Source organism: Phenylobacterium sp. NIBR 498073 (assembly GCF_027286305.1).
Classification (GTDB): domain Bacteria; phylum Pseudomonadota; class Alphaproteobacteria; order Caulobacterales; family Caulobacteraceae; genus Phenylobacterium.
Window position 1 is genome coordinate 563,106 of the sequence record NZ_CP114599.1, and the last position, 18,839, is coordinate 581,944.

At 70.4% G+C, this 18,839-nt stretch carries 17 protein-coding genes; 8 read left to right on the forward strand and 9 right to left on the reverse strand.

All coding sequences use genetic code 11. From position 1 onward, the window contains the following. Positions 1 to 13 precede the first annotated feature (13 nt). The 3 genes from O4N75_RS02885 to O4N75_RS02895 all read right to left on the reverse strand — a co-directional run bounded on the left by O4N75_RS02885 (position 14) and on the right by O4N75_RS02895 (position 1,430). Positions 14 to 640, reverse strand: coding sequence for a superoxide dismutase (locus O4N75_RS02885; protein WP_269627880.1), 627 nt, complete (start codon positions 638 to 640; stop codon positions 14 to 16). Positions 641 to 717: 77 nt separating this feature from the next. Next, positions 718 to 1,110, reverse strand: a complete 393-nt coding sequence (locus tag O4N75_RS02890) for a hypothetical protein (protein WP_269627881.1) — start codon at positions 1,108 to 1,110, stop codon at positions 718 to 720. Next, the gene (locus O4N75_RS02895; protein ID WP_267233861.1) at positions 1,107 to 1,430 is read right to left on the reverse strand and encodes a hypothetical protein; all 324 of its coding nucleotides are present in this window, start codon (positions 1,428 to 1,430) and stop codon (positions 1,107 to 1,109) included. The genes O4N75_RS02890 and O4N75_RS02895 overlap by 4 nt, the downstream gene beginning before the upstream one ends. Positions 1,431 to 1,603: 173 nt before the next feature. Here O4N75_RS02895 and O4N75_RS02900 point away from each other — a divergent pair, with 173 nt between their 5' ends. Then, a complete protein-coding gene (locus O4N75_RS02900; protein WP_269627882.1) occupies positions 1,604 to 3,016 on the forward strand; it encodes an HWE histidine kinase domain-containing protein in 1,413 nt (470 codons plus the stop codon). Between the two features lie 136 nt (positions 3,017 to 3,152). On the opposite strand, the gene O4N75_RS02905 is transcribed toward O4N75_RS02900, so the two are convergent. Together O4N75_RS02905 and O4N75_RS02910 are read right to left on the reverse strand one after the other, a co-directional pair. After that, positions 3,153 to 4,199 carry a hypothetical protein gene (locus O4N75_RS02905; RefSeq protein ID WP_269627883.1) on the reverse strand — a complete coding sequence of 349 codons (1,047 nt, stop codon included), beginning with the start codon at positions 4,197 to 4,199 and terminating at the stop codon, positions 3,153 to 3,155. 42 nt (positions 4,200 to 4,241) lie between these two features. Beyond that, a complete protein-coding gene (locus O4N75_RS02910) occupies positions 4,242 to 5,045 on the reverse strand; it encodes an alpha/beta fold hydrolase (RefSeq protein WP_269627884.1) in 804 nt (267 codons plus the stop codon). A 99-nt stretch (positions 5,046 to 5,144) separates the two neighbouring features. Here O4N75_RS02910 and O4N75_RS02915 point away from each other — a divergent pair, with 99 nt between their 5' ends. Continuing rightward, a complete protein-coding gene (locus O4N75_RS02915; protein WP_269627885.1) occupies positions 5,145 to 5,696 on the forward strand; it encodes a cytochrome b in 552 nt (183 codons plus the stop codon). 25 nt (positions 5,697 to 5,721) lie between these two features. Continuing rightward, the gene (locus O4N75_RS02920; protein WP_269627886.1) at positions 5,722 to 6,417 is read left to right on the forward strand and encodes a VIT family protein; all 696 of its coding nucleotides are present in this window, start codon (positions 5,722 to 5,724) and stop codon (positions 6,415 to 6,417) included. 126 nt (positions 6,418 to 6,543) lie between these two features. Here O4N75_RS02920 and O4N75_RS02925 read toward each other — a convergent pair whose 3' ends face one another. Continuing rightward, complete coding sequence (locus tag O4N75_RS02925) at positions 6,544 to 6,753, reverse strand: cold-shock protein (protein WP_269627887.1); 210 nt, start codon at positions 6,751 to 6,753, stop codon at positions 6,544 to 6,546. Positions 6,754 to 7,009: 256 nt separating this feature from the next. Between O4N75_RS02925 and O4N75_RS02930 the strand changes: the two genes are divergently transcribed. Further along, positions 7,010 to 7,189 (forward strand): hypothetical protein, encoded by a 180-nt coding sequence (locus tag O4N75_RS02930; RefSeq protein ID WP_348649520.1) that lies wholly within the window; start codon positions 7,010 to 7,012, stop codon positions 7,187 to 7,189. 43 nt (positions 7,190 to 7,232) lie between these two features. On the opposite strand, the gene O4N75_RS02935 is transcribed toward O4N75_RS02930, so the two are convergent. Further along, on the reverse strand, positions 7,233 to 8,441 hold the full coding sequence (locus tag O4N75_RS02935; protein WP_269627890.1) for a CaiB/BaiF CoA-transferase family protein: 1,209 nt from the start codon (positions 8,439 to 8,441) through the stop codon (positions 7,233 to 7,235). 104 nt (positions 8,442 to 8,545) lie between these two features. Here O4N75_RS02935 and O4N75_RS02940 point away from each other — a divergent pair, with 104 nt between their 5' ends. The 4 genes from O4N75_RS02940 (at position 8,546) to O4N75_RS02955 (ending at position 11,321) form a co-directional block, all read left to right on the forward strand. Then, on the forward strand, positions 8,546 to 9,133 hold the full coding sequence (locus O4N75_RS02940) for a DUF4142 domain-containing protein (RefSeq protein ID WP_269627891.1): 588 nt from the start codon (positions 8,546 to 8,548) through the stop codon (positions 9,131 to 9,133). A gap of 235 nt (positions 9,134 to 9,368) precedes the next feature. After that, on the forward strand, positions 9,369 to 10,064 hold the full coding sequence (locus O4N75_RS02945) for a fumarylacetoacetate hydrolase family protein (RefSeq protein WP_269627892.1): 696 nt from the start codon (positions 9,369 to 9,371) through the stop codon (positions 10,062 to 10,064). Continuing rightward, complete coding sequence (gene maiA / locus O4N75_RS02950; protein WP_269627893.1) at positions 10,061 to 10,705, forward strand: maleylacetoacetate isomerase; 645 nt, start codon at positions 10,061 to 10,063, stop codon at positions 10,703 to 10,705. The genes O4N75_RS02945 and maiA overlap by 4 nt, the downstream gene beginning before the upstream one ends. Next, on the forward strand, positions 10,698 to 11,321 hold the full coding sequence (locus tag O4N75_RS02955) for a carbonic anhydrase (protein WP_269627894.1): 624 nt from the start codon (positions 10,698 to 10,700) through the stop codon (positions 11,319 to 11,321). The genes maiA and O4N75_RS02955 overlap by 8 nt, the downstream gene beginning before the upstream one ends. A gap of 180 nt (positions 11,322 to 11,501) precedes the next feature. On the opposite strand, the gene pbpC is transcribed toward O4N75_RS02955, so the two are convergent. Both pbpC and O4N75_RS02965 read right to left on the reverse strand, forming a co-directional pair. Continuing rightward, positions 11,502 to 13,553 (reverse strand): penicillin-binding protein 1C, encoded by a 2,052-nt coding sequence (gene pbpC, locus O4N75_RS02960; RefSeq protein WP_269627895.1) that lies wholly within the window; start codon positions 13,551 to 13,553, stop codon positions 11,502 to 11,504. A 173-nt stretch (positions 13,554 to 13,726) separates the two neighbouring features. After that, entirely contained in the window at positions 13,727 to 18,763 is a 5,037-nt protein-coding gene (locus tag O4N75_RS02965; protein WP_269627896.1) for an alpha-2-macroglobulin, read from the reverse strand. Positions 18,764 to 18,839 lie beyond the last annotated feature (76 nt).

The window sequence follows — 18,839 nt, forward strand, 5'->3', positions numbered from 1 at the left end:
GACGTTCCGAGACCTAGACCGGGCCGGGGTGAGTCCAGCCGGCCGCGCCCTTTCGGGCGGCGTCGTACTGGGCCTGGGCGAACGTCCAGTTCGGCAGCGCGTCGAACCAGGCCTTCAGGAAACCTTCGCGGTCGTTCTTGTGGTCCAGATAGTAGGCATGCTCCCACAGGTCGCAGACCAGCAGCGGAACCACGCCGGCCTCGGTCAGCAGGTTCACGCCGTCGTGCGTGTCGACGATCGACAGCGTCTCGCCCTTGGCGGCCAGCCACACCCAGCCCGAGCCGAAGTGGCCGACGCCCTTGGCGACGAACTGCGCCTTCAGTTGCTCCAGCCCGCCGAAGTCGCGCTCGATGGCGGCGGCCAGGTCGCCGGACGCCTTCTGGCCGGGGGCGCTCATGCATTCCCAGAAGAAGGTGTGGTTCCAGGCTTGGGCCGAATTGTTGAACAGCTTGGCCTGGCCGACCGCGCCGCGGATGACGTCTTCCAGCGAAGCCGGCTTGGCGCCCGACTCCTGCAGCATCTGGTTCATGACGTCGAAGTAGCGCTTGTGATGCTTGCCGTGGTGCAGGTGCATCGTGGCCTGCGAAATGACAGGCTCCAGCGCGTCGTGGGCGTACGGAAGGTTCGGCAATTCAAACATGTCAATTTCCTACGGGGGAGGGAATGCAGGCGTGCGCCCGCGGTCCCACACTAACCCGAACTGTGGTGATTGGTTCTCTAGGATTTAGAGGCGCGGCCCGCGAGCATCGCCGAAACGATGGTGGCGGTGGTCCGCGGGTTCTTCAGCGCCACCGCGGCGACGGCCCCGACCACGCCCAGCGCGACCCACGGCTTGGCCTGGGCCAGCTCGAACATCCGCGAGGTGAGGTCCTTGTCCTGGTCCCGCCGGTTGTGGCGGCGGGGCGGGCTGGCCATCATCAGCAGCACCATCCCGATGACCCCGGCCAGCAGCGCGGCCGCGGCCGCCACCAGCACCCCGGCCCAGGCCTCGCCGACCACGGGGGTCAGGCCCGCATGCAGGGCCATCGCCAGGAACACCACGCAGACGACCGCCGTCGCGGCGAGCGCGACGGCGGCGACGACGTAATAAAGCGCTCGCTTGAGGATCAATTTTTGCGGCCGCTGGCCAGCAGCAGGCCGATCAGCAGGCCGACGCCGAGCGCCGCGCCGGTGGCCACCAGCGGGCGTTCCTTGACGCGTTCGACGACATAGCGCTGGGCGTCGTCGATGTGCTCGCCGGCGTTGTCGGCATAGGTGCGGCTCTGCGCGCGGATCTGCTCCAGCCCTTCGGCCACGACCTTCTCGAACTTCTTGGCCGCCTCGCTGAAGCTGCGCTGCGCCTCGGCCGACAGCTTGGAAGCGGAGTCGGCCATCGATTGGGCGGCGGCCTTGGCTTCATCTTTCGCGTGGTCGACGGCGTTGGTGGCCATGTCGGATTCTCCAAGTATTCAGCAGGTAACGCAGGGATGGCATGGAAGCCTTGCCACAACGTCAAAGGCAATAGCAGGTTCCGAAAATTGACTGAAAGACTCCGCGCGCAATTCAGGGCATACAACCTTTGGTTCCTGTCGCTCGGACCCGAACCCCGCTTAATGGTCGCGCCATGGTGAAGCCCGCCGCTGGACGCAATCTGGATCATGAACGCCTCGAACTGGCGCTCGAATCCGCACGCCTGGGCGACTACGAATGGGACATGGTCGAGGACGTCGTGCGCATCAGCACGCGCATGTCCGAGGTCAGCGGCCTGCCGGCTGGCGAATGGCCCGCGGAAAAGGGCGAGTTCCTCTATCGCGGCGTGCATCCCGAAGACCGCGACCGCACCCGCCAGTTCATGCAGGACTCGATGCGCGCCGAGGGCCGCTTTGAGGCTGAATACCGCCGCATCCGCCAGGACGACGGCCGCACTGTCTGGATGCGCACCTCGGGGCTGCTGGTCTGCGACGAGGCCGGGCGGCCGGTCCGCGCGGTCGGGGTGGCCCAGGACGTCGGCGACCGCCGGGCCGAGGAGGACCGTCGCCGCGCGCTGATGGCCGAACTCGACCACCGGGTGAAGAACGTGCTGGCCGCAGTCCAGGCCCTGGCCGTGCAGACCGCCAAGCGCACCACCTCGCTCGACAGCTTCCTGTCGACCTTCTCGGGCCGGCTGAAGTCGATGGCGTCGGCCAACGAGCTGCTGACCGCCGCCCGCTGGCGCGGCGCGGCCATCGCCCATCTGGCCGCCGCCGAGCTCGGCGGCATTGCGCCGGGCCAGACCCGCTGGGAAGGGCCCGAGCTGTTCCTGACCCCGCGCGCGGCCAACGCCCTGTCGCTCGCCCTGCACGAACTGGCCACCAATGCGGTGAAGTACGGGGCGCTGTCGGTCGAGAGCGGCCGTGTCGACGTGCGCTGGACCCAGATCGCCGACGGCGGCTTCGAGCTGTTCTGGACCGAGACCGGCGGCCCGCCGGTGGTGGTCCCGACCCACAAGGGCTTCGGCACGACCCTGCTGGGCCAGGTCACCGGCCGCGAGCTCAACGGCGAGGTCGAGCTCGAATATCGCCGCGGCGGCGTCAGCGTGCGCCTGCGCGCCGGCCCCGCGGCCGTGGTCTCGCGGCCCGAGACCGTGCCCGAGGCCCCGGCCCCGCGGAAGATCGAGGCCACGCCCGCCGCCCAGGGCCCCGTCGACCTGCGCGGCAAGCGGGTGCTGATCGTCGAGGACGCGGTGCTGCTGGCCCTGGAGCTCGAGACCGGCCTGGCCGACGCCGGCGCCCAGGTGGTCGGTCCGGCCTATGAACTGGCCGAGGCGATGAGCCTGCTGGCCGGGCACATCGACGCCGCCGTGCTCGACGCCAACCTCAATGGCCTTGCCGTGACCCCGGTGGCCGAGGCGCTGGCCGCCCGCGGCGTGCCGTTCGTGTTCGCCACCGGCTACGGCGACAGCGGCGCGCCCATGGGCTTCGACGCGCCGATCATCCGCAAGCCCTACGACGTCACCCAGGTGGCCGCCGCGGTCGGCGCGCTGCTGGCGCCCGGCTAGGGCGCCCCCAGCGGCGCCAGGTCCTGCAATTTTGCGACGGCGCTACGAAACCGATTTCAAATTCAACAACCTGCTCTCTCGCAATCATATCGCTGATTGTATGCCGGCCACCGCTCCGGCCGCCCGGGCAGGCGAGCTAGACCGCCTCGGCGAGCGCCGGCAGGGGCGCAGGATGCAGCCAGCGTTGGGGACGCTCGTGCAACTCGGCCAGCGCCTGCCGCACCGCTGCGATCGGCGTCTCCCACATGTTCGGCGGCGGGATGGTGGTGTTGTCCAGGACGTTCATGCAGGCGTTGGCTTCGAACACCAGCAGCTCGCCGTCCGGCCGCAGGGAGAGGTCCAGCCCGAAGTGGTCGAGCCCCACCGCCGCACGGATGGCGTTCAGCATCGGCGCCAGGCGCGGCAGGGTGTCGGCTTCGAACCTGGCCAGCGCTGCGGCTTCCTCGGCCTGGGCGCCGGCGACGCGCCCGTCCGAATGCAACAGCCAGCGCTCGCCGATGATCAGGTGGCGCCAGAACACCCGCTGGCCGACGGTGATCAGCCGCAGTTTGCGATAGAGGCCGTCGGGATCGGCGAAGTCGACGAATTCGCTGGCGTAGATCGCCTCGTCGACCCCCAGCGAAATGTGTGCGGCCTCCAGCTGTTCGCGGCTGTCCAGCCGTATCAGTCCCTTGCCGCCATGTCGGCCGGCCGGCCGCAGCAGCAGCGGAAATCCGAGCCCGGCCTCGAGGATTGCGGCGATCAGTTCGCTTCGGGTCGGCGCGCTCAGCCGCACCGTCCGCGGGACCCGCACGCCGGGGATCGCGGCCAGGAGCGCGGCGCTGCGGTCGCGCCGCGTTCTCAGCACCGCGCTCGGGTGGTTCAGCACCGGCAGGCCGGTCTGCGCGGCGATCTGCGCGGCCTTGAGCAGCGCGTGCTCGTAGAGGTCGGGATCGGCCATGTAGTTGACCAGCGGAACCCGGGGCAGCTTCAGCTGGAACGCCGAGGCCCGGTTCTCCAGCCAGAGGTCGCGCCCGCGGACGCGCAGTTCAGGCATGTAGGAGAGATAGCTCGCCGTGCCGTAGACCACGAACCGCGGCCGCCCGAAGCCGCTGGCCGCCATCATCTGGATGTCGCCGCCGGTCGGCGCGCTGACCAGGAACAGGAAGTCGGGGCGGGGCTCGTTACGGGGAATCTCTGGCACGCGCAGTGCCATAATCTCCGTGCCCGTCCCTCGCAAGCACGGCTAGCGGGGCGCGTTCAGAAAGGCGATCATGTCGCGCACCGCGGCGCGATCCTGGATCATGAACATGTGCCCGCCCTCATAGAAGCGCAGCTCGGCGCCGGGGATCCTGCCGGCCATCCGCTCCAGCGTCTCGGGCAGGGCGATCCCGTCATAGCGGCCCCCTGCCACCAGCGTCGGGATGGCGATCTCTCCTAGTCGGTCCCAGGCGTCGTGGTCGGCTCGCGCTTCCAGCTGCCGGTGCGCGCCCTGGGCGCGGCCCGGTTCGTCGGCATAGGGTTCGGCGGCGGTCATGGCGATGATCGGGGCGTAGAGGTCCGGATTGGCCGCGGCCCAGGCGTCGTCCCGGCGGGTGTCGGAGATCGGCGTCAGGTATTTCGCCCGCTCCTCGCCCTTCAGGTGCTCGATCTCGTGGAACGGGAACGAGGCCCCGCCCGCTCCGCCCGGCGAGGTGCAGGCCAACACCAGCCGCCGCACGCGGCCCGGATGGCGCAGCGCCAGCTCCTGGGCGACCATGCCGCCGAACGAAACCCCGACCACGTGGGCGCTGTCCCACCCCTGGTTCGCCATCAGCGCCGCGGCGTCGTCGGCGTAGTCGGCCATGCTGTAGCGCACGTCCGGCTTGTCCGACCGGCCCAGCCCCCGCTGGTCATGGCTGATCATGTCGAACGCCTTGGGGAACGGGCCGTCGAACTGGTTGGGCTTGGTCCGTAGGTCGCCGCCGGTGCCAGAGATGAACAGCAGCGGTTCGCCCGCGCCCGCGCGTTCGAAATAGAGGCTTAGGCCGTTGACTGCGGCGATGGGCATGGCGGTGTTGGATCCTGCGGCAGGCGCTGCCGCCCTTTGAGTTCAATCAATGCGGGGACGACAGCCTCGCCTCTAGCGTTCGGAGAGGCAAGGAGTCCCATGTCGCTCACCAACACACGCGCCGCCTATGGCTGGATCGCCATCGCCCTGCACTGGATCAGCGCGGTCGGCGTCACCGCCCTCTATTTCCTCGGCGAGCGGATGGAAGACGCCGCCGACCGCGCCGAGAAGATCGCCGCCCGCGATCTGCACGTCTCCGTCGCGATGCTGCTGATCGCCTTCCTCGCCGCCCGGCTGTTCTGGTCCGCGTCTCAGCCTTCGCCCCGGCCGATCGAACAGAACCGCGTCCTGCGCATCGCCGCCCACGCGGTCCAGGGCCTTTTCCTGCTGATGATCGCGGTGCTGATCGTGACCGGCCCGCTGGCCGTCTGGTGGACCGGGCAACCGTTGCAGGTCTTTGATCTGCTCGCGATCCCCAGCCCGTTCGCCGCTCGCGTGGACTGGTTGCACGAGGCCTGCGAGGAGGTGCACGGCGCGGCCACGAAGCTGTTCTGGCCGCTCATCGGCCTGCATGTCGCCGGCGCCGTAAAGCATCTGGTTTACGACCGCGACCGCACGTTGCAGCGTATGCTCTGGGTGCGCCGGGCGTGATCGCCGGCGCGAGCGAGGGGCGTCGATGAATCCGAAGCATCAGGAAATCCACTTCGTCGAGCGTATCGGCTGGCTGCGCGCCGCCGTCCTGGGCGCCAACGACGGCATCGTCTCGACTGCTTCGTTGATCGTCGGCGTGGCCGCCGCGGCTCAAGGGCGCTCGGACATCCTGGTCGCCGGGGTCGCCGCCCTGGTCGCCGGCGCGATGTCCATGGCCGCGGGCGAGTACGTCTCGGTCAGCTCCCAACTCGACACCGAGACCGCCGAGCTGTCGCGCGAGCGGGCGGAGCTGGCGACCCAGCCGGAGTTCGAGCGCGAAGAACTGACGGCGATCTATGTCGCGCGCGGCCTCACTCCCGAGCTCGCCCGCCAGGTCGCCGAGCAGCTGATGGCCAAGGACGCCCTCGGCGCCCATGCTCGCGATGAGCTCGGCATCAACGAGACCACCGCCGCCAAGCCGATCCAGGCGGCGTTCACCTCGGCCCTGACCTTCTCGGTCGGGGCGGGGCTGCCGCTGCTGGTGGCCGCGCTTGCGCCGTTGCCGGTCGTGGTGCCGGCGGTCTCGGCCGCTTCGCTGGCCTACCTCGCCGTTCTGGGGGCGATCGGCGCCCGCGCAGGGCAGGCGCCGATGCTCAAGCCAGTGCTGCGCGTCACCTTCTGGGGGGCGATGGCCATGGCCGTCACCGCCGGCGTCGGGGCGCTGTTCGGGGTGGCGGCCTAGAGCCTTTCCCACTCAATCGACCCTGTTCATTCCGGTGGCTTGATTCAAGCCAGCCGGAACAGAGTCTAGCGCATGAAAAACGGCCCGGCGCAGGCGCCGGGCCGTTCATCCGTCGATCGGATCCGATCAGACCGCCTGCAGCTGGCCGGCGGAGTTCTTGCCGCTGCGCTTGTCGCGCTCCAGCTCAAAGCTCAGCTTCTGGCCCTCGTGCAGGGTGGCCATGCCGGCCCGCTCCACCGCCGAGATGTGCACGAACACGTCCGCGCCGCCATCGTCAGGCTGGATGAAGCCGAAGCCCTTTTGGGCGTTGAACCACTTAACCACGCCAATAGTCATTGCTTGTCCCTTTCCGGACATGAGTTCTCGCGCCCAGATCGGGCCGCTCGATCAAATTTTCGGAGAGGTCCGGAGGCAATTGTGAAGCTGATCTCTCAAGTAGAACTAGCGTCACGGCAGCGAGCCAAAACGATATTTGACCCATGCAAGCTGCGGGAAATTTTCACCGGCAGCAAGAAATATATGGAAAACTCGCCTTAGGGCGGCGGGATATGCTATGGCATTGCGAATGCAAAAAGGTTTGGAGCGGGCCGTCTTGACGGTCGCATTTCGTGACGGCGTCTGGGCCGTCGAGTTGGACGGCGACACCTTCGGGCACTCGCCCGAGAAGGACATCGCCAAGGCCGCCGCCAACAAGCGGGCGCGCGAGGTGCAGGACGACGGCCGTCCCTGCCAAGTCCGCGTCAGCGGCGAACTCGGCTTCTTCGCCACCTGACGCCTCCACCCGCCGGAGGCGAGGCCGGACGGGGGCTTTGACTCTAAACCACTCCCTTGGCCCGTAGCCCGGCCACCTCGTCGGCGCTGAACCCGACCTCGGCCAGCACCTCGTCGGTGTGCTGCCCGAGGTCCGGCCCCGGCCAGCGCACCGCGCCCGGCGTCTCCGACAGCTTCGGAAAGGCGTTCTGCATCTTGACCTTGCCGAACGCCGGGTGGGGCAGTTCGACGATCGCCTCGCGGGCCTGGTACTGCTCGTTCTCCAGCATGTCCGGGGCGCGGAACACCCGTCCGCAGGGGATGGCGGCCGCCTCCAGGTGCTCGATCAGCGCCGGCAGCGTCCAGGTCGCGGTCCAGGCGGCGATGATCTCGTCGAGCTCCTTCTGGTTGACCCCGCGCGCCGCGTGGCTGACGAACTTCGGGTCGGCGGCCAGGTCGGCCCGGCCCATCGCCTCCGCCAGCCGCGCGAACACCGTGTCGCCGTTGCCGCCGATCAGGATCATCTCGCCTTCCACGCACGGATAGACGTTCGACGGCGCGATGCCGGGCAGGATCGAACCCGACCGCTCGCGAACATAGCCGGTCAGATCGTACTCGGTGACCAGGTTCTCCATCACCGCCAGCACGCTCTCGTACAGCGCCGCGTCGATCATTTGGCCGCGCCCGGTCCGCTCGCGCGCGTGCAGCGCCATGGTGATCCCCATCACCGCGTGCATGGCGGTCAGCGAGTCGCCGATCGAGATGCCGGCCCGCGCCGGCGGCCGGTCCGGTTCGCCAGTCACGTGGCGCAGGCCGCCCATCGCCTCGCCGATCAGCCCGTACCCGGCCCGCTTGGCGTAGGGGCCGGTCTGGCCGAAGCCCGACACCCGGGCGACGATCAGGCGCGGATTGCGCGCGGCCAAGGCCTCATAGCCCATGCCCCATTTTTCCAGCGTGCCGGGCCGGAAGTTCTCGATCAGCACGTCGGCCTGGTCGATCAGCTTGGTCGCGATCTCGCGGCCCTCGGGGGTGCGTAGGTCCAGGCCCACCGAGCGCTTGTTGCGCCCGATCACCGGCCACCACGGCGACAGCCCCTTGGGCAGGCTGCGGCCCCACTGTCGCATCGGATCGCCGGTCTTCGGATCCTCGATCTTGATCACGTCGGCGCCGAAATCCCCAAGGATCTGGCCGCAGAACGGGCCGGCGATCAGAGTCCCCATCTCGACGACCTTCAGGTCCTTCAGCGGTCCATTGTTGGCGGCGACGTCGGTCACGTTTGTTCCCTCCCCGGAACTGATCACACATCCGTGAGTTTTGAACGGGTGCGTCGTCCGTTGGACCTTCGCCGATCACCTTAGTCAATCTTGAGGAGGGTTTGATGACCCGTCACCTGCTTATCGCGGGCGTGGCCGTGGCTGCCTTGTCGCTGGCCGCCTGTGGGCAAAAGACCGAAACCAAGGGCGCGGCGACCCCGGCCGAACAGGCCGCGACGCCCGACGCCAATCCGGCCGCGACGGTCATCACCCCGTCAAACGAGGCGGCCGCTCCCGACTTCGTCGCCAAGGCCGCAGCCAGCGACATGTTCGAGGTCGAAGCCGCCAAGCTCGCTCAGACCAAGGCCAAGAATCCAGGCGTGAAGAAGTTCGCCGACGAGATGGTCACGGCCCATACGAAGTCGACGGCCGATCTCAAGAAGGCCATCGCCGATTCCGGCCAGACGCTGGCCCTGCCGACGGCCTTGCCGAAGGACCTGCAAGACAAGCTGAGCGACCTCGGCAAGGCCGAGAACTTTGACAAGGCCTATATGGACAATCAGGTCGACGCTCACCAGGCCGCGCTCGACGTCCTGCAGCGCTACGCCCAGGACGGCGACGTCCCGGTCATCAAGGCCTTCGCCGCCGCCACCGCCCCGACGGTGCAGCAGCACCTCGAAAAGGCCCGCGTCGTCCGCGACGCGGTGAAGTAGCGCCTCAAAGTGTCATCCCGGAAGGCGCGCAGCGCCTGTCCGGGACCCATGAACACCAGATCTTTCGGATCGAGCCCTGCGCCCTCGGCGCGAATGGGTCCCGGTCTTCGGCTTGCAGCCGAAACCGGGATGACACGCAGATGGCCTCCTCAAGCGAGACATCCGGCAAAAAACCGCTCGTCCTCCCACTACGGCAGGGTTCACATCACCCTTTCCCAGGCGTAAGGGCGGCGCCATGACATCCTATGTCCTGCCGCCGCATGCTCCCGCCTCCGTGCCCGTGGAGGGCGAGGCGGCGGCTTTCCCGGTCCGGCGCATCCTCTGCGTCGGCCGCAACTATGCCGCCCATCGCCGCGAAATGGGCGGCGACGACCGTGATCCGCCGTTCTTCTTCGCCAAGCCCGCCGATGCGATCGTTCCGCCGGGCGGCCAGGTCCGCTATCCGCCGGCCACCTCCGACCTGCATCACGAGATCGAGCTGGTCGTCGCCCTGAAGGGCGGCGGCGCCGACGTGCCGCCCGCGCAGGCGCTGTCGCTGGTCTACGGCTATGCGGTCGGCGTCGACCTCACCCGCCGCGACCTGCAGAACGCCGCCAAGGCCAAGGGCCATCCCTGGGACGCGGCCAAGGGCTTCGACGCCTCGGCCCCGATCTCGGCGATCCGCAAGTGGGACGGGGCCCCGCCGCAGGGCCGCATCGCGCTTTGCGTCAACGGCCAGCTGCGTCAGCAGGGCCAGGTCGCGGACATGATCTGGACCCTCGCCGAGGTGATCGCCGAGGCCTCCAAGCTCTGGACGCTGGCGCCCGGCGACCTGATCTTCACCGGCACCCCCGAGGGCGTCGGCCCGATCGTTCCCGGCGACCTCGTCGAGGGCGAGGTCGAGGGCGTCGGCCAACTCAAGTTCACGGTGTCCGCCGGAGACGCGTCATGAGCCTCACCCTGCATTCCTACTGGCGCGCCACCGCGCCCTATCGCGTCCGCATCGGCCTCAACCTCAAGGGCCTCGACTACGGCTATGTCGGGGTGAACCTCTTGAAGGGCGAGCAGCACGCCGACGACTACGTCGCCACGCGCAACCGCCAGCACCTGACCCCAGCGCTGGAGACAGACGGCCACGTCCTCGTCCAGTCGCTGGCCATCCTGGAGTGGCTGGAAGAGACCCATCCTGCGCCGGCTCTGCTGCCGACGGACGCGTTCGAGCGCGCGGCCGTGCGGGCCATGGCCGCCATCGTCGCCTGCGACATCCACCCGCTGAACAACATGCGCATCCAGAAGGCGCTGGAGCAGTTCGGCGTCGATGAAGCCGGCCGCCTCGAATGGAGCCAGCGCTGGATCGTCGACGGCTTCTCGGCCTTGGAGCCGATGGTCGCCCGCCACGGCCGGGGCTTCGCCTTCGGCGACGCGCCGACCCTCGCCGACTGCTGCCTCGTGCCCCAGGTCTACTCGGCCGAACGCTACAAGGTGGACCTCTCCCCGTTCCCGGCCATCGCCGCGGCCGCCGCCCATGCAGGCGCGCACCCGGCCTTCGCCGCCGCCCATCCCGACCGCCAACCGGACGCCGTGCATGCTTGAAGACCTGAAGGAAAACAACCGCATCTGGGCGGCTGGAAAGCTCTCCGTCGATCCGGGCTTCTTCAAGCGCCTCGTCGCCCAGCAGAGTCCGGAATACCTGTGGATCGGCTGCTCCGATAGTCGCGTGCCGGCCAACGAGATCGTCAATCTCGACCCGGGCGAGCTGTTCGTGCACCGCAACGTCGCCAACCTCGCCCCGCCGCAGGACGCCAACTACCTGTCGGTGCTGCAGTTCGCGGTCGACGTGCTGAAGGTGAAGCACATCATGGTCGTCGGCCACTACGGCTGCGGGGGCGTGGCCGCCGCGGTCGACGGCCAGCGCCGCGGGCTGGTCGACCACTGGCTGCACCCGATCCGCGAGGTCTACGCCGATCACCGCGCCGAACTCGAGGCGCTCCACGGCCACGAGCGGATCGACCGCCTGACCGAGCTCAACGTCATGCGCCAGGTCCGCAACGTCGCCTCCGACGTCTTCGTCCAGGACGCCTGGGCCCGCGGCCAGAGCCTCAGCGTCCATGGCTGGGTCTATTCGATCGCCAACGGCCTGGTCACCGACATGAACTGCGCTATCAGCGGCCCCGCCGACCTCGACAAGGCCCGCGACGAGGGGCAGTAGGGTTGCGAAAGCCGCCGTTCATTCGGTGAAGGCGTCATCCCGGAAGGCGCGCAGCGCCTGTCCGGGACCCATGAACACCTGATGGTGCGGATGTCGCGACAGTCTCATTCCCATTCCCGCCTGTTCGGTGCGAATGGGTCCCGGTCTTCGGCTGCGCCGAAACGGGGATGACACCTTCAGCTACTTCACCCGCACCCGCGCGCTAGCCTTGCGGCCCGCCTCATCAACCACCGTCAGCCGATAGAAGCCCGGTCCCTTCGGCCGCCATATCGTCCGTCCACTGACAGGGTCGGCGGCCAGCGGTTCGCCGGCCGCATACCAGCTCAGCCCCTCGCCGCCGGCGGCCAGCACCAGGCCGCGCGAGGCCGGGCCGAACGCCTCGACCTGCACGGTCGAGCCGTCGGGCGGGAAGATAAGCCGCGGGCCGGCGTTGCGGGTCTCCAGCCGCGCCAGGGCCTGCGGCGCGCCGCGCGGCGCGATCGGCCTGGGCGCGCTGGCCGGGGCGTCGATCAGGTCGGCGGCGTCGAACAGCAGCGGCAGCGCCGCGTCGCGTCCGGTCAGTCCGCCGCGCGCCCCGCCGTCGGCGCGGCCGGTCCACACCACCACCACGTAGGGTCCGACCACCCCGGCCGCCACCGCGTCGCGGAAGCCGTAGGAGGTGCCGGTCTTGAAGGCCATCACCGGCCGCCCCTTGGTCAGGGCCGCGGCCGTCGCCCCGGCCGGGGGCGGGGTCTCGCGCAGGATGGCCAGCACCTGGTCGGCCGCCTCGGCCCGCATCAGCCGCCGCCCGGGCGAGCGTTCGCGCCGCGCGGCCTCGTCCACCGTCCAGGCTAGCGGCTTGGCCACCCCGCCGTCGCCCAGCGCCGCGTACAGCACCGCCAGGTCGCGCAGGGTGATCCCGACCCCGCCCAGCGCCATGGCCAGCCCCGCCTCGCGGGTCTGCGCCCGGGGCCGCACCAGGTTCACCCCGGCCCCGTCGATCCGCGCCTCGAACGCGGCGGGCCCGACCTTGTCCAGCAGCTCCACCGCCGGGACGTTCAGCGAATAGGTCAGCGCCTCGCGCGCCGTGACCTTGCCGCGGAAGATGCGGTCGAAATTCTCCGGCTGGTAGTCGCCGAACCGCCGCGCCGCATCGTCGATCTGCGTGTCCGGCGCGGCCAGCCCGTCGTCGAACGCAAAGCCGTAGATGAACGGCTTCAGCGCCGAGCCGGGCGAGCGCACGGCCCGGGTCATGTCGATCCAGCCGCCGGGCCGCGCCAGCCCGCCCGAGCCGACCGCCCCGCGCACCGCCCGGCCCTTGATCTCGACCACCAGGATCGCCGCCGTCGCCTCGGGGCCTTGGGCCTGGGCGGCCCGCGCGGCCAGCGGCTCCAGCCGCGCCTGCAGCCCGGCGTCGAGCGTGGTCGGCACCGAGGCCAGGTCCGCGGGCGCGGCCCGCGCCAGCTCGCCGGCGACGTGCCAGGCCAGGGCCGGGAAGGCGCTGCGGCCGGGCAGGGGTTCGTCTTCGGCCTCGGCCGCGGCGGTTTCGCTCAGGATCCGGGCGCGGATCATCTTGTCCAGAACCGCGCGCCGCGCCGCCCGGGCCGCTTCGGGGCGCAGGTCCGGCCGCCGCGCTTCCGGCGACTGCGGCAAGGCGATCAGCAGCGCCTGCTCGCCGTCGGTCAGGGTTTCCGGTTCGTGGCCGAAGTAGGAGAGGCTGGCCGCCCGCACGCCCTCCAGGTTGCCGCCATAGGGGGCGAGCGTCAGGTACAGCGCCAGGATCTCGCGCTTGGAGAGCCGCGCCTCGATCTGCACGGCCCGCACCATCTCGATCAGCTTGGCGGGCAGCGTCCGGGGCCGCGGCTCCAGCAGCCGCGCGGTCTGCATGGTCAGGGTCGAGGCGCCCGAGCTGACCCGCCCGGTCGCCAGCGCCGACCCCGCCGCCCGCGCCACCGCCAGCGGATCGACCCCCGGATGGATCCAGAAGCGCGCGTCCTCGATCGCCACCAGCCGCTTCTGGAACGTCGAGTCGGTCCGCGCCAGGTCGGCCCGGATGCGCCAGCGCCCGTCCTCCACCGGCAACGCCCGTAGCCACGCCCCGCGCCGATCCAACGCCACCGGCGACGACCGCTCCGCCCGCCCCATGTCGGGCGCCAGCACGGCATCGGCCGCAAACACCGCCGCCTCGACGCCCAGCAGGGCGATCAGGGAGAGGGTCAGGCGGCGAACTCGATTTGTGTTGGCGAAGGCCATGCGCCCTTAGAGTGTCATCCCGGTTTCGGCCGCAAGGCCGAAGACCGGGACCCATGAACGCCTGATCGCGCCGGAAGGGGCGAGCGCCGCGCCAGGAACTCCCGACACGGCGTCAATGGGTCCCGGCCTTCCGCTTCGCTTCAGCCGGGATGACACCTGGTGGCTGGGCGTCCTCATGGCCCGGGCGCGATCACCGTGCGGCTGGCGCCGGTGCGCGCGTTCAGGCTCGGACGGTACATGTCCTTGGCCTGCGCCCCCGGCAGCAGGAAGTCGCCCGGCGTCACCGCCCGCGCCACATAGGCGAAGGTGAAGGCGCCCTTGCCGGCCAGATCCATGGCCGCGACATAGCGGTCGTCGCGGGCCTCCTGGACGTCGGCGCTGGAGAGCTCTCCGAGGAACTTGAACGGCCCGCTCTGCGCATCGTCAGGGCCCAGCACGGTCTCGATCTCGAAGCCGGCCGGCAGCGGGTCGTCCACCACCAGCGACATCGACCGGCTCTGTCCCGAGCGGCCCGACACCACCACGATCACCCGCTCGCCCTGGGTCAGGGCCGCGGGATCGACCGCTCCGCCGCTGAACCCGACCAGCCGCTTGGAGAGGCTGATGCCGTTGTCTTCGGCCGGCGGCGGGGCGACCGGGGTCCCGGTCACCGTCACCGTGCGCCACAGCGCGCCCTTGCCGGTGTTGACGAAGCGGGCCTCGGCCAGCTTGCCGACCGCCCAGCGCGGCGCCCCGCCGACCGCGGTCAGCGGCTGGGCGCCCTCCGCGTCGATGCGGATCGCCCCGGCCGCCTTCAGCATCCAGTGCGCGGCCTGCAGCAGGCGCGCCTGCTCCTGGGTGTTGAGGCTGTCCGGATCCTTGACCGCGTTCTCCAGCCGCTTCTGCAGCCCGCGCGCCAGGTCGGTCTCGCCGGCCTCATAGGCCAGAGCCGTCACCGCGGCGATGTCGCGCAGCGGGCTCTGGTACCAGTCGGCCTCGTCGCGATAGCCGAGCGCGGCGATCGCCTGGCGGAAGGCCGAGCGCGCCCGGGCCTTGTCGCCCATCATGGCCAGCCCCGCGCCGACCTGGGCCTTGGCCAGCGGCGAGGCCTCGGTCTTCATCTGCACGTCGTGCCACCAGCGCAGCCGCGCCAGGTCGCCGCGCCCGCCCTTGGCCAGCATGTAGAGCGCATAGGCCGAAGCCCGGCTGCGCATCCGCTCGGTCGCCTTCTTGGAGGCGTCCGACCCGCCGGCCCACCAGTCCGGATACTCCATCCGGTAGGAGACCGAGGCCCAGCCTTCCGGCCGCGAGACCTGGCGCATGGCGCTCAGCGCCCGGTCGATCGCCTCCTGCGGCACCGGCGTCCCGGCTTTCTGCGCTTCCAGCAGGAAGTCGGTGACATAGGCGCCCAGCCAGGGGTCGGCCTCGCCGTCGCCGACCCGCCAGAGCCCGAAGGCCCCGTCCAGGGTCTGGCGGTCCAGAAGCCGCCCGACCGCCCCGGCCAGCGCCACCGACGAGCGCTTCAGCTTCGGATCGCTGGCGACCTCCGCCGCATAGATCAGCGGATAGGCGGCCGACACCGTCTGTTCGGTGCAGCCGTAGGGATAGCGCGACAGCGCGTTCGCGATCGGGGCCGGGTCGAAGCCGCGGAACGGCGAGTAGCTGACGTGCAGGGTGACGTCCCCGGCCGCGAGGCCCGCCAGCAGGCTCGAGGCCGGCGTGAACGCCGCCCCCGGCTGCTGCAGTTCGTAGGTCGTCCGGGTGATCGGGCTCCAGCCCAGCCGCGTCTGGATCGGATAATCCTTGGCGGTCGAGAAGCCGGGGCCGGAGACCTTGAACCCGACCTGGCCGATCCCGGCCCGGCCCGGGGCGCTGAACGGGATCTTCTCGGCCACGCGTTGGCCGAGCGCCAGCTGGAACGCCTTCTTGAACGGCGCCAGCACCCCGCCGCCGCTGGTCAGCTCGGCGACATAGGCGCCGACCTTGCCCTCGATGTTGTGCAGCTCCAGCGTCGCGAACGCCTTGTCGCCCGGCGCCAGGAAGCGGGGCAGGGCGAGGTCGGCGACCACCGCCTCGCGCACGGTCAGCGGCTTGCTGGCCGAGCCGACCGCGGCGTCGGTCCAGGCCACCGCCATCAGCCGCAGCTCGCCGTTGAACTGGGCGGTCGGCAGCTTGATCACCGCCTTGCCGTCGAGGCCGGTCTCGACCACGCCCGACCACAGGGCCACGGTCTTGATCGGCGTCACGCTCAGCCCCTCGCCGCCGATGCCGTCGGCGCCGAAGTTGACGTTGGCCGGCGCCCCCAGGTTCGGGTCCAGCAGCCGCCCGTAGTCGTCGCGGTAGTCGAGCGTCAGCGCCCGCTTGCCGAAGTACCACTTCACCGGATCGGGACTCTGGAACTTGGTCAGTTGCAGGATGCCCTCGTCGACCGCCGCCAGGGTGACCCGCGCGCGGCCGCCGAACCCGGCGCCCTTGATGGTGATCGGCACCTCGACCAGCGCCTTGGAGTCGATCTTGGCCGGGGTGTTCAGCTCGACGGTGAGCTTCCGGTCCTTCGGGTCCAGCGGCACATAGACCAGGCCCAGCGCCCGTCGCGGCTTGGGCGAGGCGACCGGATCGCGCGGCTGCACCACGCTGACCAGCACATAGGCCCCGCCGCCCCAGGCGGCGCTGGTTTTCAGCTTCACCGTCGCCCCGTCCTTGCCGACGGTGACGGTCTTCAGGTCGATCAGCCGGTCGGTGGCGACCGCGATCTGCGCCTCGCCGGCATAGGGCGGCTTCAGGGTGATCTCGACGGTGTCGCCTTGCGCATAGGGCTTGGCCCCGGCGCTGACCCGCACGAAGTCAGGCGCCTCGACGTCCTTGGCCGGCGCGCCCCAGCCGGAGGCGAAGCGGATGACGCTCTTGGCGCCGCCCGGCCCGGTCATCTCCAGCCGGTAGTCGCCCCAGCCCAGCCGGCGGCTGATCCGGGTCGGCTGGCCGGCGGCGAGGTTCACATTGGCCCGCGCCACGACCACGTCGCGGCTGGTCCGCCGCCACTGCCAGCGGCCGTCCTGCTGGAACCAGTCATAGTCCCAGTTCTCCGAGATCAGGGTGTAGGTCGTGCCCGGCGCTGCGATCCGCTGGCCGGCCGCGTTCACCGCGATCAGGTCGATCAGCATGGTCGGGTCGCCCGACCCGCCCGCGTCGCCCTGGTCGATCTTGGCGCCCAGATAGACGGCCTTGGTCCGCACCTTCAGGTCCAGGCCCTCGCGCACCGGGCGCCCGCCCGGCTCGAACACGCTGGCGGTGAAGCTGGCGGTCAGCGGCTGGGGCGTGTCGCCGGCCTCCTCCGAGGACAGCGCCAGCACCGCGCGGCCCTCGCCGTCGGTGACGGTCTGGCCGATCTCCAGGAACTTCTCGGCGAACGGCTCGCGCTGGTCGCCCCACTGATAGCCTTCGAAGGCCGGGAACGGGTTGGGATCGACCCGCAGCCGAGCCTCGCCCTGGGTCTGCAGCCCCGCGCCCGACGCGCCGTAGAGGAAGCGAGCGGTGACGTCGATGTTGCGGGTCTCGCCGGCCTTCATCGGCACGGCCTCCTGGCCGACGGCGGTGACCGCCAGCCGCTGCGGCGCGAAGTCCTCGACCTGGAACGACAGCTCGCCGGCCGGCTTATCCAGCCCGTCGATCTCAAGTCGGGCCAGCCACCGCCCGCGCGGCGCGCTCTTGGGCAGGGCGATGTCCACCGGCACGGCGCCCAGCGGCGCCTTGTCGAACGGATAGCGCTTGTATTCCACGCCCGAGGGGCGGCGGACCACGATCGCGCCCTTGCGGTCCTTCACCGCCTTGGCCTCGCGGTCGCGCAACAGGGCGTTCAGGTGCACGGTCTCGCCGGGCCGATAGATGCCGCGGTCGGCATAGAGATAGCCGTCGATCGCGCTTTGCGCCGTGCGGCCCGAAACGCCGCTGTCCTCGGTGCGCCCGCCGATCCCCTGCTTGGACAGGTCCACTGGCGCGCGGTCCAGGTCCAGCACCGCCAGGTCGCCCTGCGGGCCATAGGCCATCACCATCTTGGCGTCGGCCGCGCCTTCGCCGTCCAGCAGCGGGCGGTCGAACCGCACCCGGCCCTGCGCGTCGCTCTGGGCGACGGCCAGGTCCTCGCCGTTGCGGGCGACCAGGGTCACGCGCACGTTCGGCATGATCTTGGCGGTCTTCAGCGAGCGGACCACCACGTCCAGCGCCTCGGAGCCGTCATAGGCCGACAGCGCCATGTCGGTGAACACCACCCAGCGCCGCGCCTGGGCCGGCGGGTTGGGATCGTAATCGTCGTCGCCGCCTTCACCCTTGATCGAGCGGCCGCCCGAGGCGTCGCGCACCTTGATCACATAGGCGCCGGGCTTCATCTCCTTGAGCACCGCGCCCAGCGGGAACACCGTCGTCACCCGCTCGCCGGCCCCTTGCGTGGCGACCGGCAGTTCGCCCTTCCAGACCACCCGGCCCTCGTCGTCGGGGCTGTCCGAGCCGTAGTCGCCCGGCCACTCGCCCTCGGCGGTCGGGTCGGGGGCGCTGATCGACTTGCGCACCAGGTTGCGGTCGACGACCCGCCAGACCTCGACCGACAGGCGGCTGACATTGACCGTCTCGATCCCGACCCCGTCGGAATCCTCGCGCGGCAGGATCACGCCCTCGCCGGCGAACCCGACGAAGGGCGGGCGCTCACCAAAGGTAAAATCGACGTCGGCGTTGGCCGCCAGGGTTTCGCCGGTCTTGGCCGGCAGTCCCTTCAGCAAGGTCACCCGGCGGTCTGCGAAGCCGGTCCCGCCGATGCAAAGCTCCGATCCCTTCACCGTCACGGCCGGCTTCCCGCCCAGGTCGGGCGAGATCAGCACGTAGTCGGCATAGGACCTGGCCGGGTCCAGCGCCCGGGTCAGCTCGATGCAGGCGGCCGGCTGGTTGGCCGAGGTGTCGATCCGGTGGCGCCAGACCGCGAACCCTTCCGGCTTGGGGATGCCGCGCCTTGCGGCCTTGGCGTCGCGCGGCTTGCCGAACAGCGACCAGCCCTGCGCGCCCGGCGCGGCGGCGGTCTCGGCCGCGGGCTTGCCCAGCCAGTCGACGCCCTTGGCCGACAGCACCCCGCCGCCGAACGCCGCGATCACCAGGCCGGCGGCCATCAGGCCGGGCATCTTGCTGGCGCGAAGCTTGGCCAGCCAACCTTTCGGGGTCGGCGTCGCCGGCGTCTGATCGCTCGCCATTGGTCTCTCTCAAGCTGGACAGAATGTCGCAGCGATGGGACGCGAAAGGCTCCGCCGCGTCAATCACGGGTAGGTA

Excerpts from the sequence above, each read along its gene's own strand:
- O4N75_RS02885 (WP_269627880.1), bottom strand. The coding sequence starts at position 640 with ATGTTTGAATTGCCGAACCTTCCGTACGCCCACGACGCGCTGGAGCCT.
- O4N75_RS02895 (WP_267233861.1), bottom strand. The coding sequence starts at position 1,430 with ATGGCCACCAACGCCGTCGACCACGCGAAAGATGAAGCCAAGGCCGCC.
- O4N75_RS02900 (WP_269627882.1), top strand. The coding sequence starts at position 1,604 with ATGGTGAAGCCCGCCGCTGGACGCAATCTGGATCATGAACGCCTCGAA.
- O4N75_RS02910 (WP_269627884.1), bottom strand. The coding sequence starts at position 5,045 with ATGCCCATCGCCGCAGTCAACGGCCTAAGCCTCTATTTCGAACGCGCG.
- O4N75_RS02915 (WP_269627885.1), top strand. The coding sequence starts at position 5,145 with ATGTCGCTCACCAACACACGCGCCGCCTATGGCTGGATCGCCATCGCC.
- O4N75_RS02920 (WP_269627886.1), top strand. The coding sequence starts at position 5,722 with ATGAATCCGAAGCATCAGGAAATCCACTTCGTCGAGCGTATCGGCTGG.
- O4N75_RS02925 (WP_269627887.1), bottom strand. The coding sequence starts at position 6,753 with ATGACTATTGGCGTGGTTAAGTGGTTCAACGCCCAAAAGGGCTTCGGC.
- O4N75_RS02940 (WP_269627891.1), top strand. The coding sequence starts at position 8,546 with ATGACCCGTCACCTGCTTATCGCGGGCGTGGCCGTGGCTGCCTTGTCG.
- O4N75_RS02945 (WP_269627892.1), top strand. The coding sequence starts at position 9,369 with ATGACATCCTATGTCCTGCCGCCGCATGCTCCCGCCTCCGTGCCCGTG.
- maiA (WP_269627893.1), top strand. The coding sequence starts at position 10,061 with ATGAGCCTCACCCTGCATTCCTACTGGCGCGCCACCGCGCCCTATCGC.
- O4N75_RS02955 (WP_269627894.1), top strand. The coding sequence starts at position 10,698 with ATGCTTGAAGACCTGAAGGAAAACAACCGCATCTGGGCGGCTGGAAAG.
- pbpC (WP_269627895.1), bottom strand. The coding sequence starts at position 13,553 with ATGGCCTTCGCCAACACAAATCGAGTTCGCCGCCTGACCCTCTCCCTG.
- O4N75_RS02965 (WP_269627896.1), bottom strand. The coding sequence starts at position 18,763 with ATGGCGAGCGATCAGACGCCGGCGACGCCGACCCCGAAAGGTTGGCTG.